At 72.4% G+C, this 12,613-nt stretch carries 12 protein-coding genes and 2 tRNA genes; 7 read left to right on the forward strand and 7 right to left on the reverse strand.

Annotation, left to right across the window (positions count from 1 at the left end):
* Positions 1-186 precede the first annotated feature (186 nt).
* Entirely contained in the window at positions 187-387 is a 201-nt protein-coding gene (locus IEZ00_RS08210; RefSeq protein WP_189222510.1) for a hypothetical protein, read from the forward strand.
* A gap of 59 nt (positions 388-446) precedes the next feature.
* Here IEZ00_RS08210 and IEZ00_RS08215 read toward each other — a convergent pair.
* The 3 genes from IEZ00_RS08215 to IEZ00_RS08225 all read right to left on the reverse strand — a co-directional run bounded on the left by IEZ00_RS08215 (position 447) and on the right by IEZ00_RS08225 (position 3,932).
* Positions 447-520: transfer RNA gene (locus IEZ00_RS08215), tRNA-Met, on the reverse strand.
* Positions 521-766: 246 nt separating this feature from the next.
* Positions 767-840, reverse strand: a tRNA-Met gene (locus IEZ00_RS08220).
* 98 nt (positions 841-938) lie between these two features.
* Entirely contained in the window at positions 939-3,932 is a 2,994-nt protein-coding gene (locus IEZ00_RS08225) for a UPF0182 family protein (RefSeq protein ID WP_189222511.1), read from the reverse strand.
* Positions 3,933-4,038: 106 nt separating this feature from the next.
* Between IEZ00_RS08225 and IEZ00_RS08230 the strand changes: the two genes are divergently transcribed.
* Positions 4,039-4,578 (forward strand): PPA1309 family protein, encoded by a 540-nt coding sequence (locus tag IEZ00_RS08230; protein ID WP_189222512.1) that lies wholly within the window; start codon positions 4,039-4,041, stop codon positions 4,576-4,578.
* A 221-nt stretch (positions 4,579-4,799) separates the two neighbouring features.
* Here the strand turns inward: IEZ00_RS08230 and IEZ00_RS08235 are convergent, their stop codons facing one another.
* Positions 4,800-5,873 (reverse strand): YlbL family protein, encoded by a 1,074-nt coding sequence (locus tag IEZ00_RS08235; protein WP_229795246.1) that lies wholly within the window; start codon positions 5,871-5,873, stop codon positions 4,800-4,802.
* Positions 5,874-5,949: 76 nt separating this feature from the next.
* Between IEZ00_RS08235 and IEZ00_RS08240 the strand changes: the two genes are divergently transcribed.
* A complete protein-coding gene (locus IEZ00_RS08240; RefSeq protein WP_189222514.1) occupies positions 5,950-7,263 on the forward strand; it encodes a zinc-dependent metalloprotease in 1,314 nt (437 codons plus the stop codon).
* A 114-nt stretch (positions 7,264-7,377) separates the two neighbouring features.
* On the opposite strand, the gene IEZ00_RS08245 is transcribed toward IEZ00_RS08240, so the two are convergent.
* Positions 7,378-7,905 (reverse strand): M48 metallopeptidase family protein, encoded by a 528-nt coding sequence (locus IEZ00_RS08245; RefSeq protein WP_189222515.1) that lies wholly within the window; start codon positions 7,903-7,905, stop codon positions 7,378-7,380.
* A 169-nt stretch (positions 7,906-8,074) separates the two neighbouring features.
* Between IEZ00_RS08245 and IEZ00_RS08250 the strand changes: the two genes are divergently transcribed.
* The 4 genes from IEZ00_RS08250 to IEZ00_RS08265 all read left to right on the forward strand — a co-directional run bounded on the left by IEZ00_RS08250 (position 8,075) and on the right by IEZ00_RS08265 (position 11,486).
* Positions 8,075-8,263: a DUF5679 domain-containing protein gene (locus tag IEZ00_RS08250; protein WP_189222516.1), complete on the forward strand. Its 189-nt coding sequence runs from the start codon at positions 8,075-8,077 to the stop codon at positions 8,261-8,263.
* A 128-nt stretch (positions 8,264-8,391) separates the two neighbouring features.
* Positions 8,392-9,408, forward strand: coding sequence for a TOMM precursor leader peptide-binding protein (locus IEZ00_RS08255; protein ID WP_229795248.1), 1,017 nt, complete (start codon positions 8,392-8,394; stop codon positions 9,406-9,408).
* An 82-nt stretch (positions 9,409-9,490) separates the two neighbouring features.
* Positions 9,491-10,801 (forward strand): ABC1 kinase family protein, encoded by a 1,311-nt coding sequence (locus tag IEZ00_RS08260; protein WP_189222518.1) that lies wholly within the window; start codon positions 9,491-9,493, stop codon positions 10,799-10,801.
* 112 nt (positions 10,802-10,913) lie between these two features.
* Positions 10,914-11,486, forward strand: coding sequence for a hypothetical protein (locus IEZ00_RS08265; RefSeq protein ID WP_189222519.1), 573 nt, complete (start codon positions 10,914-10,916; stop codon positions 11,484-11,486).
* 15 nt (positions 11,487-11,501) lie between these two features.
* On the opposite strand, the gene IEZ00_RS08270 is transcribed toward IEZ00_RS08265, so the two are convergent.
* Together IEZ00_RS08270 and IEZ00_RS08275 are read right to left on the reverse strand one after the other, a co-directional pair.
* Positions 11,502-11,669 (reverse strand): hypothetical protein, encoded by a 168-nt coding sequence (locus tag IEZ00_RS08270; RefSeq protein WP_189222520.1) that lies wholly within the window; start codon positions 11,667-11,669, stop codon positions 11,502-11,504.
* Positions 11,666-12,550 carry a class I SAM-dependent methyltransferase gene (locus tag IEZ00_RS08275; protein WP_189222521.1) on the reverse strand — a complete coding sequence of 295 codons (885 nt, stop codon included), beginning with the start codon at positions 12,548-12,550 and terminating at the stop codon, positions 11,666-11,668. Before IEZ00_RS08275 ends, IEZ00_RS08270 begins: the two co-directional genes overlap by 4 nt.
* Positions 12,551-12,613 lie beyond the last annotated feature (63 nt).

Here is a 12,613-nt window from a genome sequence, read left to right on the forward strand (position 1 = left end):
CCCGCGCCCTCACCACCCGCGCTCGCCGGCGGCACTGCCCCTACCCGGCGGTAGCGCAACCCGGTGATCCCTGTCCCGCAGGCTGGCGCACACGCCAAGTGGTGAGACCATTACAGCAGGTGGCAGGGGGGATGTTCGGCTGTCTTCACCGGAGATCGACACCAGCGGCAGAGGGAGTGGAGAGCTGTGGGCATCAAGTGGGCGGGGACGGGCACCAAGGTCGTCCGAAGCGCGCGGGCGTGGGCCAGCGGCAGCATCCCGGACCAGGCGGGCAAGGACGAGTGCATGGTCTGCGGCAAGCCCATCCGCCGCCACCGCACGGTCAGCGGCGAGGGCAGGGTCTGCTCCCTGACCTGCGCCCAGTACTGGGCCGAGAACATGACCTGAGCCACACCGAGCAGGCAAAAGCGAAGGCCCCCTCCACCAGGAGGGGGCCTTCGCGTTAGTAGCGGGGACAGGATTTGAACCTGCGACCTCTGGGTTATGAGCCCAGCGAGCTACCGAGCTGCTCCACCCCGCGCCGCCAACAAAACAAACTCTACACCACCCCGAAAACCCACTTTTCAGCACCCCCCACAACCCCCATAACCCCAGGTCAGCGCACTCGCCGCTGACCCGACCCGCCCGATGGGGGTCCAGGGGGCTCCGCCCCCTCGGCGGGAGTGCAGGGGGCGGAGCCCTCTGCATGGGGTTCGGGTGCTGTGCCCCGATGAAATGCGAAAAAGTCCTGTGCAAGTACCACTTGCACAGGACTTTCCCAACTTTGTAGCGGGGACAGGATTTGAACCTGCGACCTCTGGGTTATGAGCCCAGCGAGCTACCGAGCTGCTCCACCCCGCGTCGGTAATACGAACTCTACGCGGAGGTTGCCGTGATGTGCAAATCGGGTGGCCTCGACGTGTCCGAGGCCACCCGATCGTGGCTCAGCCGGTGGCAGCTCAGCCGGTGGGCGTCGGCGAGGGCTGCACCGACGAGGAGGTCTGCTGCGAGCCGCGGGCCCGCTCGAACCTCTCCGTGGCGTCGGCCAGCGCCTGGTGGGCGTTGCCGAGCTCGGCGAAGTTGCCGCTGGACTGGGCGGTCCTGATGCGCTCCAGGGCCCGCTGGATGTCCTGCACCGCCTGCTCCAGCTCCGTGCCCCGCTGCCCGTCGCCCGCGGGCGGCGTCGTGGTGGTGGTGCTCGGCGGCGTCGACGGGGAGGTCGTCTGGTCGGGCTGGTCGCCGTTCTCGTCGGGCACCTGCTGGGCCGCGCCGCTGAGCACCTGGTCCAGCGCCTGGCTCAGCGTCGAGGCGTAGCCCACCTTGTCGCCGAAGCTGACCAGCACCTTCGACAGCTGCGGGAACTGGGTGTTCTGGCTGGCCCGCTCGATGTAGACCGGTTCGACGTAGAGCAGGCCGCCACCGACCGGCAGGGTCAGCAGGTTGCCGTAGACGACCTTGGTCTTCTGCAGCGTCAGCACGTTGAGCTCCGAGCTGACCGTGGCCGAGGTCAGGAACTGCGTCTGGATCTGCTGCGGACCCTTGGCCTCGTTGTTCAGCGTCAGCACGCTGATCTTGCCGTAGTTGTCCGGGTCGGACCGCACCGACACGTACGACGCCATGAACTCCCGGTTCTGTCTCACCAGCGCGCTGGTGAGCTGGAAGCTGACCTTGTTCGCGTCGCCGGTCGGGTCACCGGCCAGCACGTAGAACGGCGGCTGCTGGTCGCGCGGCTGCTGGTTGCTCTGCTGCTGCTGCTCGACCGTCGTGGCGTTGTCCACCGTCGGGTCGGACGGCACGCTCCAGAACGACACGCCCGAGTAGAAGTCGCCGGGGTCGGAGACGTGGTAGCGCGCCAGGGTGTCCCGCTGGACCTTGAACAGGTCCTCCGGGTAGCGCAGGTGCTCGCGCAGCGACGGCGAGATGTCGCTGTTCGGCTTCACCGTGCCGGGGAACACCCCCATCCACGCCTTGAGCACCGGGTCCTGCTCGTCCATCGCGTACAGCGTCACCGTGCCGTCGTAGGCGTCCACAGTGGCCTTGACCGAGTTGCGGATGTAGCTGATCTGCCGGTCCGGCTGCTGCGCCACGCCGGGCAGCGAGTCGTTGGTGGCGTCGCCCAGCGAGGTCTTGCGGGCGTAGGGGTAGTTGTCCAGCGTGGTGTAGCCGTCGACGATCCAGGTGATCCGGCCGTCCACGACCGCCGGGTACGGGTCGCCGTCCACGGTCAGCCACGGCGCCACGTCGGAGACCCGGTCGCGCGGGTTGCGGTTGAAGATGATCCGCGACTCGTCACCGATCGCCGAGTTGAACAGGATGTTCCGCTCGCCGTAGTACGCGGCGAAGACCAGCTTGTTGAACAGTCCGCCGATGCGGACGCCGCCCTTGCCGTCGTAGGTGTACTGCGACCGGTCGGTGTCGTACTCGCCGGGCGAGCCCTGCCCGCGCCCGCCCACGATGGCGTAGTCGGCGGGCGAGCCCAGCTCGCCGAAGTAGGTGCGCGGCTGCTCGACCCCGAACGGGCCGGGCGTGACCTTGCCCTCCTGGTTGACCTCGGCCACCTCGAACACCGGGTAGCCGCTGTCACCGCCCTCGCCCGAGGAGTTCACCTTGCTGGCCTCGGCGAAGACCATGCCGTTGCCGTGGGTGTAGATCAGGTGCTCGTTGATCCAGTTGCGCTGGCCCTCGGGGATGCCCGCGGTCCGCAGCTCGCGCACCGCGACGATGTAGTCCTGCAGCTGGTCGTCCACTTTGTACCGGTCGACGTCGAGCTTGTCCGGGAAGGCGTAGAACGGCCGCAGCTGCTGGAACTGGGTGAAGGTCTTGGAGATGACCGCCGGGTCGAGCAGGCGGATGTTGCCCAGCGTCGCCTGGTCGCTCTTCAGCTCGTCCAGCGAGACGTTCTGCTTGCCCTCGTAGGGCTTGGTCTCCACCTTGTCGTCGGTGAGGCCGAAGGCGTTCTTGGTGGCGTCGATGTTGCGCCGGATCGACTCGGCTTCCTTCTCGTTGGCGTTCGGGCGCACCGAGAACTGCTCCAGCACCGCGGGCCACGCCGCGCCCACCAGGATGCTGGACAGCACCAGCAGGACGGTGGCGATGGCGGGCAGCTGGAGGTTGCGCATCACCGCGCCCGCGAAGAACGCCACGGCGCAGAACACCGCGATGAACAGCAGGATCAACTTGGCGGGCAGCACCGCGTTGAGGTCGGTGTAGGTGGCGCCGGTGAAGTTCTCGTTGCGGTCGCTGAACAGCAGCTGGTACCGGTCGAAGAAGTAGGCCACCGCCTTGAGCAGCACGAACACGCCCGCCACGATCGCCAGGTGGGCGCGCGCGGGCCCGGAGAGCTGGCCGCCGCGGCCCGCCAGCCGGATGCCGCCGAACAGGTAGTGCGAGACCACCGCGCCCATGAACGACACCGCCGTGGCGATGAACAGCCACGACAGCAACCAGGTGTAGAACGGCAGCTGGAAGGCGTAGAAGCCGATGTCGTGCTGGAACTCCGCGTCCTGGATGCCGAACTGGGTGGCGTTGAGGAACAGCTGCAGGTGCTGCCAGTCGTTCTGCGCCGAGGTGCCCGCGATCAGGCCGATCAGCACCGGCAGGCCGACGCCGAACAGCCGCAGCCTGCGGGTCACCACCGCGCGGTAGCGCGCCACCGGGTCGTCCGGCCCGGACACCGGCACGAACACCGGCCGCGCCCGGTAGGCGATGGCCAGGTTCAGCGCGACCAGGCCGCCGACCAGCAGACCCACCGTCAGGAACAGGCCGAGGCGGGTCAGCAGCATCGTGCTGTAGACGCTGCGGAACCCGACCTCCCCGAACCACAGCCAGTTGACATAGGTGCCCAGCAGCCTGGAACCGGCGATGAGACCGACCAGGACCACCGCACCGACGATGAGCAGAATCCGGCTGCGCCGGGACAGCCTGGGCAGTCCGACCGGGGGCCGTGTGGCCACGGGGCACGCTCCTGGATCGAGGTGGTGGCGTTCGTACGTTCTGTCCAACTCTACGGAGGCCGCCGCGGGTTCCCCGTTCGGTCATCCGATTCCGCCGGATGCGACCATGACGGGCGTGCCAGCCAGTGATACCCCGCCCGTGATGCTGCCCGCCGTCGCCCGCGAGGTGGAGGACTTCGTCTCCACCGCCGGGTGGAACCAGGCCCCGCAGCTGTTCGCCCTGGTCCCGACCGCGGAGCTGCTCGCCCAGCAGCCCGAGCTGGCCGACCAGCTGGACCCGACCGCCTCGCCGCTGACCCCCATCGCGCAGGACTCGCTGCCCGACGCCGAGCTGGACCGGGCGCTGGCGGGCATCCAGTGGCCGGAGGTCGTCGCCGGGTGCGCGCTGGCCCAGGAGATCGTCGTGCTGCCACCGGAGGCGGAGGCGCAGCTGTCCGAGGAGGACCTAGACGACGAGCAGGCCCGCCGGTTCGCCGCGGAGCACCCGCAGCGCCGGGAGGCCCGGCTGGTGGCGGCGGTGCTGCGGGACGGCTCGGCCGCGTGCGTGCTGCGGCTGCGCGGCGACGCCGAACGACCGGAAGAGGTCGTCGAGCACCCCGAACTGGCCCCCAACCTCACCCACGCCCTATTGGAAACGCTCAGTTAGATTGCCGCGCCTCCGGCGCGGCGGGCTCGGCCGCCTGGAAGTCGGCTGTGTTGATGGCCGCTGCTCCGCAGACGGCGGCTCGGCCGCCTGGAAGTCGGCCCATCGGCACGCGTTTCGGAAAAATCGAAGGGCGTGATTTTTCCGAAAGGCATCCCGACAGGCCGACGCGGCCTCGCGTGGTGCCCACCCGACCGCGCGAACTGAGCGTTGAGGGCTCGGGGTCAGCAGGTGGGGGCGGTGCCGCCCTTGGCGAGGGACTCCAGCGAGCGGACGGCGTCGTCCAGCTTCTCGACCCTGACCAGGCGCAGGCCCTCGGGGGCGTTCTGCCTGGCCTCGTCGCAGTTGCCCGCGGGCACCAGGAAGGTCGTCGCGCCGCCCTCGCGCGCGGCGACCATCTTGAAGGCGATGCCGCCGATCCGGCCGACCTCGCCCTTCTCGTTGATCTCGCCGGTGCCCGCGACGGACTGCCCGCCGTTGAGCTCGCCGGGGGTCAGCTTGTCCACGATCGACAGCGCGAACATCAACCCCGCCGAGGGGCCGCCCACGTCGTTGAGGCTGATCTTGATCTCGAACGGCACGTCGGCGCGGTCCACCGGCAGCAGGCCGAGGAAGCCGCTGTCCCTGCCCTCGGCGCGGCCCAGCGTGACGCGGGCGGTCCGGCGGTCCTGCTCGTGCTGGAAGGTGATCTCGACCTGGTCGCCCGGCTTGGTCGTCTCCAGGGCGGGCCGCACCTCGTCGGCGGTGGTCACGGGCTTGCCGTTGATCTCGAGCAGGCGGTCGTTGGGCTGGATCACGTTGTCCGCCGCGCTGCCCTTGGTGATCTCGGCGGCGACCACCTTCACCGGGTAGCCCAAGTGGCGCAGCGCGGCGACCTCGGCGCTGGTCTGCGAGTCCTCGAACGCCTTGGTGTTCTGGTCGCGCACCTGCTCCTCGGACTCGCCGGGGCGGAAGAACTCCTCGCGCGGGGCCAGCGCGTAGCGGCCGCTGAGCCACAGCCCGAGCGCGCCGAACAGCGACACGTCGTCGGTCAGCGACACCGTGGTCATGGTCAGCCTGCCCCCGGTGGGGAAGGTCTCCTGCCCCTCCACCTCCACCACGTCGGTGCCGTCGGCCTGGCCGAGGGTGTCGTAGGTGGGGCCGGGGCCCAGCGCCACGTAGGGCACCCTGGCGAACCCGCCGAGCACGCCGAGCACGAGCACCAGGGTCAGGCTGACCACCAGCGTCCACGTGCGCCGGGTCAGGCCGCGGCGCGGCGGGGTCGGCGGGGTGCCCTGCTGCACGGCGGTGTCGCTCACGCCGGACAGGGTACGGCCCGCACGCCCACGGCGAACCAGCACCGCGCGGCAGGCCCACCCCGCGTACCGTGGTGGCATGAGTGACCTGCCCTTCGGGTTCAGCCCGCAGGACCCCGACGACCGCAACCGCAAGCCAGGGGACCAGGGGGCCAACCCCTTCGACTTCTCCCAGCTGGGCGCGATGCTCAGCCAGCTCGGCGCCATGTTCAGCGGCGCCGGGTCGTCGTCCGGGCCGGTGAACTACGACTTGGCCAAGCAGATCGCGCTGCAGCAGCTGGCGGGCAAGGGCGGCTCGACCACCGGCTTCGGGCCGGACCAGAACACCGCGGTGGCCGACGCCGTGCACCTGGCCGAGATGTGGCTGGACCCGGTGACCGCGCTGCCCGCGGGCAGCCGCACCGCGCAGGGCTGGACCGCGCGCGAGTGGGTGGAGCGCACCCTGCCGACCTGGCAGCGGCTGTGCGACCCGGTGGCGCAGCGGGTCTCCGGCGCGTGGGTGGAGGCGATGCCCGCCGAGGCCAAGGAGGCCGCGGGCCCGCTGCTGTCGATGCTGGGGCAGATGGGCGGCATGGCGTTCGGCTCGCAGCTGGGCGGCGCGCTGGCGCAGCTCGGCTCGGAGGTGCTGACCTCCTCCGAGGTGGGGCTGCCGCTGGGGCCGGAGGGCACCGCGGCGCTGCTGCCCGCCAACATCGAGAAGTTCACCGAGGGCCTGGAGCGCCCGGCCAGCGAGGTGCTGGTGTTCCTGGCCGCCCGCGAGGCCGCGCACCAGCGGCTGTTCAGCCACGTGCCGTGGCTGCGCCAGCGGCTACTGGACACGGTGGAGGAGTTCGCGCGCGGCATCAAGGTCGACACCTCGGCGCTGGAGCAGTTGGCGGGTCAGGTCGACCCGACCAACCCGGCCAGCATCGAGGAGGCGATGAAGTCCGGGATGCTGGAGCCGCAGACCACGCCCGAGCAGAAGGCCGCGCTGACCCGGCTGGAGACGCTGCTGGCGCTGGTCGAGGGCTGGGTGGACGTGGTGGTGGCCGAGGCCGTGGGCGACCGGCTGCCCGGCGCGGCCGCGCTGCGCGAGACGCTGCGGCGGCGGCGCGCGTCCGGTGGCCCCGCGGAGCAGACCTTCGCCACGCTGGTCGGCCTGGAGCTGCGGCCGCGCAGGCTGCGCTCGGCGGCGGCGCTGTGGAAGCTGCTGGGCGACCAGCACGGCGCCGAGGTGCGCGACACCGTGTGGGAGCACCCGGACCTGATCCCCACGGCCGAGGACCTGGACGACCCGATGGAGTTCGCCGAGCGCTTCGGCAGCACGCGGGCCGCCCTGGAGGACCCGATCGCCGAGCTGGAGCGCACGCTCCAGGACAAGGACGACGACAAGAAGAAGGACGACGACGCCTGACCCCAAGCGCGTCTGCAAGTACTACCCGTCCCGCCCACCGGGGCCGCTGACTACCACCCGCCGTCGCGGGCGGTCAGTCAGCGGCACCCGGACGTGTGACGCGCGGGCGGTCGTTCAATCCTCCTCCGTGATGCCCAGGCCCGCGGCGGCCGAGAGGCCCTCCAGGTAGCCGATGGCGCGCTCGGACCGGGGGTAGCGGTGCACCAGCTCCCAGAAGTCCTTGCCGTGCCCCGGCACGGTGAGGTGGGCCAGCTCGTGCACCAGCACGTAGTCCAGCACCCAGGCGGGCACGTCGCGCAGCCGCTCGCTGATGCGGATGGTGCCCTCGCTGGGCGTGCACGAGGCCCAGCGGGTGCGCATCGGCGGCACCCAGCGCACGCTGCTGGGGCGCACGCCGTCGAGGTGCCGGTCGGCCAGTTCCTCGCACCGGGCCAGCAGGGCCGCGTCGGAGGTGCGGGAGGGGGAGCGCCTGCGGGTCTCGCTGCGCTGCAGGCGGCTGAGCATCTCCGCCACCCAGTGCTTCTCCTCGGTCTTGCTCATCCGCGCCGGGAGCAGGACGACGACGGTGTCCCCCTCCCGGTACGCGCTCACCATGCGACGGCGCCGGGCGCTGCGCCGCACCTCCACCTGCGGTTCGGGCATGGCGTTCACGGTAAGGCCAGACACCGACAACGCGCGGCGTCCAGGTGGCCGCACGTCCGGGGTGGCGCACCGGATTCCTCCGAAAGGCGGCTGGACACGCGCGGTGCGGTGTGCAGCGGCATCGGCTCACCGGAGGTAGCGTGCTGCGCAGCCCCGGAGCGCGGCGTGGATGCGCCGCGTTCCCGAATCGCAGGAGGACGGCGTGGCCGAGACCTACAACGGCTACTGCGTGAAGTGCCGCGAGAAGCGGGACTTCACCGGTGAGGTGACCGAGAGCAACAACCGCCGGATGGCCAAGGGCAAGTGCCCCGTCTGCGGGACCACGGTGACCCGCATCCTCGGCAAGGCCGGGGTCTGACGCGGGCGGTGGCCGGGGTAGCGCGCACCCGGCCACCCCGTCAACCCCGGTCGCGCTGCCTGTGGATGCCGCCCGCGCCTGTGGACAGCCGTTTCGCGCTGGTCGGCGGGACCGCCAAGGTGGAGGGCATGGACGTTCCCAACCGCCCCAGGGTGCTGCCGGGCATCCCGGTGCTGCGCCGGGCGGCCGGGGTGCTGCAGATCGGCGTCGACCCCAGGCACGCGCTCGTGGTGGAGGAGGTGCGCGCGCCGCTGGCCGCCGCCCTGCTCGCCCTCTCCGGCCAGCACACCACCGCTGAGCTGGGCGAAAGCCTCGCCGAGCACGCCGATCAGGCCGATGAGCTGCTGGAGGTGCTGCGCTGGCTGGCAGGCCGGGGGCTGCTGGAGGAGGCGGCGCCCCCGCCGCACCCCCGGCTGACCGCCGAGGCGACCGGCTGGGCGCTGCGCACCGGCCGCCCCGCGCCGCAGCTGGCCGCGACGCGGGCGCAGCGCTGCGTGGTGGTGCACGGCGACGGCGGGCTCGCCGTGGCCGTCGCGGGGCTGCTGGCGTCCGCGGGCGTGGGCCGGGTGCACGTGGCCACCCACGGCCAGGTCGGCGCCGAGGACACCGGACCCGGTTATCCCGACGCGGACGTGGGCAGGCCCCGGCGGGAGGTGGCGCGCGAGGCGGTGCGGCGGGCGTCCGCCTCGGTCCGCACCGGCGTCGCGACCAGGGCGCCCGACCTGGTGGTGCTGGCCGACGCCCTGGTTCCCCGACCGGACCTGGTGCACGCGCTGGTGCTGGAGGGCACGACCCACCTGGCCGTGCGGGTCCGCGAGGGCCTCGGGGTGGTGGGACCGCTGGTGGTGCCGGGCCGGTCGAGCTGCCTGCGCTGCGCCGACCTGCGCAGAGCCGACGAGGACGGGGCGTGGCCGCTGATCGCCGCGCAGCTGGCCGACCGGGTCCAGCACGCCGACCAGGCGACCACCAGCGTCACCGCGGGCCTGGCCGCGGCGCAGGCGCTGCTCGCGCTCGACCACGAGGAGCTGACCCGCGCCCAGCCCGCCACCTGGGACGGCACGCTGGAGGTCGACGCCTGGAACGGCGCGGTCGAGCGGGTGCCCGCCCCCGCGCACCCCCGCTGCGAGTGCCGCGCGCGCCGGTGAGCGGGATCGCCGCGCGGGCGCGTGTGTAGGTTTTGGGGAGGGAGCACTGCGGCCGCTTCCCGGTCGAGGGGAGAATCATCGGGTGGACGAGATCCCGCGCAAGGCCGTGCAGCGCACCGCCAAGCTGGCCAGCCTCCCGCTCGGGGTGGCGGGCCGGGTCGTGGGCGGCTGGGGCAAGCGGCTGGCAGGCCGCAGTTCCGAGGAGGTCAGCGCCGAGGTCTCGGCCAAGACCGCGGAGCAGGTCTTCGCGGTGCTCGGGCAGCTCAAGGGCGGCGCGATGAAGTTCGGCCAGACGTTGAGCGTGTTCGAGGCGGCGGTGCCCGACGAGCTGGCCGCGCCCTACCGCGAGGCGCTGACCAAGCTCCAGTCCGCGGCGCCGCCGATGCCCGCGCGCACCGTGCACCGGGTGCTGGCCGAGCAGCTGGGCGCGGGCTGGCGCAAGCGGTTCGCCGAGTTCGACGACCACCCGGCGGCCTCGGCGAGCATCGGCCAGGTGCACCGCGCGGTCTGGCACGACGGCCGGGACGTGGCGGTGAAGGTGCAGTACCCCGGCGCGGACGAGGCGTTGCAGGCGGACCTGCGGCAGCTGCTGCGGTTCAGCCGGGTGCTGCAGGCGGTGGTGCCGGGCGCGGAGGTCAAGCCGCTGCTGGAGGAGCTGCGCGACCGCATGGTCGAGGAGCTGGACTACCGCACCGAGGCGGACAACCAGCGGGCCTTCGCCAAGGCGTTCGCGGGCGACGCGGAGGTGCTGGTGCCCAAGGTGGTGGCCAGCTCGCCCAAGGTCGTGGTCAGCGAGTGGATCGACGGCAAGCCGCTGGCCTCGATCATCCGCGACGGCGAGCGGGCCGAGCGCGACCTGGCGGGCAGGTTGCTGTCGCAGTTCCACTTCTCCTCGCCCAGCCGCGCGGGGCTGCTGCACGCCGACCCGCACCCCGGCAACTTCCTGCTCGGCGCGGACGGCAGGCTGCGCGTGATCGACTTCGGCGCGGTGGCCAGGCTGCCCGACGGCCTGCCCAAGACGCTGGGCCTGATGACCCGGCTGGCGCTGGAGGGCCGTCCCGACGACCTGGTGGAGCTGCTGCGCTCGGAGCACTTCATCCGGCCGGGCACCGAGCTGCACGGCGAGGACGTGCTGGCCTACCTGGGACCGTTCGTCGAGCCGCTGCGCACCGAGCGGTTCCACTTCACCCGCCGGTGGTTGCAGTCGCAGGCGGAGCGGGTGGGCGACCTGCGCAGCCCGGACTCGCAGACGGGCCGGTCGCTGAACCTGCCGCCGCAGTACCTGCTGATCCACCGGGTGACGCTGGGCGCGACGGGCATCCTGTGCCAGCTCGACGCCGAGGTGCCCGCGCGGGCCATCGTGGCGAAGTGGCAGCCGGGCTTCGACGACTGACATCGTCCGACGGCTGGAGTTGTCCACAGGCAGTTGTCCACAGGGGTGCCGGTTGTCCACAGGTTGACCGACGGCGCTGGTCACGGGGTCCGCTCCGCCGCAGGATCGGGGCATGACCGATGACGTGATCCGGACGGCGGACCTGCGAGCGGCGGGCGTGACCGGCCACCAGATCGACCTCAGGTGCCGCCCCGGCGGGCCGTGGCAGCGCATCCTGCCGGGGGTGCTGCTGCTCAGCGCCGGTCCGCCGACCCGCGCGCAGCGGCTGCGCGCGGCCCTGGTCTACGCCGGTCCGGGTGCGGTCATCACCGGTGTTCACGCCCTGCGCGAACAGGGCCTTTCACACCTGCCCGAGCCGGACCGGGTGCACGTGCTGCAACCGGAGGGCAGGCGGTTGACGGGGCACGACTACGTGTTCCTGGAGCGCACCACGCGGTTGCCGACGGCGGTGGTCCGCGACGGCTTGGCGCTGGCGGGCGCGGCCAGGGCGGTCCTGGACGCGGTCCGCCGCGAACCCCAGCCGCTGCGCGTGCACCAGTTGCTGGGCGCGGTGGTGCGCGCAGGCTTGTGCGGCCTGCCCGCCCTGCTCGCCGAGCTGAACGCGGGCAGCAAGCGCGGTGCCGCCGCTCCCCGCTCCGCCCTGCGCGCCCTCACCTCCCGCGAGTCGAACGCCCGTGCCCCCTGAAGTCCCCACCGGGGCTCACCAGTACTCGGCCGGCAGCTTGCCCTCGATGTCGCGGACGTGGGCGCGGGCGCAGGGCGGGCACAGCCACCGGTCGGCGCCCCGGTCCCGCTCGCGCACCCAGGCGAGCAGTTCGGCGGGCTCCCCGGTGCGCGGGCGCCCGCAGCGGGAGCAGGTGGCGGTCACGGCTTGCGTCCCACGTGGACCGTCTGCGCGAGCAGCAGGAACACGTCGTCGCGCAGCCCGACGTACGCCGGGTCCTGCGGGTCGAGCAGGCGCCGCACCGACTGCCGGTCGGCGGGGTGCAGCAGGTCGCCTGCGGCGTCGGCCAGCCACCGCAGGCGCTCCACCGCCCAGTCCCGGACCGCCTGCTTGGCGGGCGCGGGGTGGTCGACCAGGTAGCTGAACGCGGTGACGTCGAGCAGGCCCGCCTCGGCCAGCACGGTGTTCCAGCCGACCGTCAGCCGCACGCTGCCGGGCATGTTCTCGCGCATCCGCAGGAACCACTGGGCGCGGGCGGCGGCGAGGCGGTCCTCCAGGCCGGGTTCGCCGACGCCGAGGTCCCACGGCAGGAACCGGCCCTCCAGGCCGCCCTCGGCCAGGGCGAGCCTGCCACCGGGGGCGAGGGCGTCGATCAGACCCAGCACGCAGGCACGTTGATCAGGGAGGTGGTGCACGACCCGAGAGGCCCACACGAGGTCGGCCGGGCTCGCGAACTCGGCCGGGCGCTCGGTGGCGATGTCGGCCAGGACCGGGCGCACGCGGACGGCGGCGTCGGTGGAGTAGGTCGCGGCCGCGCGGGCCGCGGTGACCGCCGCGTCGAGCAGTTCCGGCACGGCGTCCACCAGCACGACGGTGCCGCCGCCGCGCGCGGCCAGCGCTTCGACCAGCGGCACGCTCATGCCGCCCGCGCCGCAGCCGACGTCGACCACGGTCGGGTTGTCCGGCAGAGGGCGCACGAGCCTGCGCGCGACCACGTGCAGGGCCTCGGCGTCCAGTTCGTCGTTGCGTCGCATCGCGACCAGCCGCGATGACCAGTCGATGCCGTCATGGGTGTGAGCTGCCACACCGAGCACGGTACCGACGCGCGGTGCCCGCCCTCCCACTGGAACGGGGAGGGCGGGCACCCG

Source organism: Saccharothrix coeruleofusca (assembly GCF_014648515.1).
Classification (GTDB): Bacteria; Actinomycetota; Actinomycetes; order Mycobacteriales; family Pseudonocardiaceae; genus Actinosynnema; species Actinosynnema coeruleofuscum.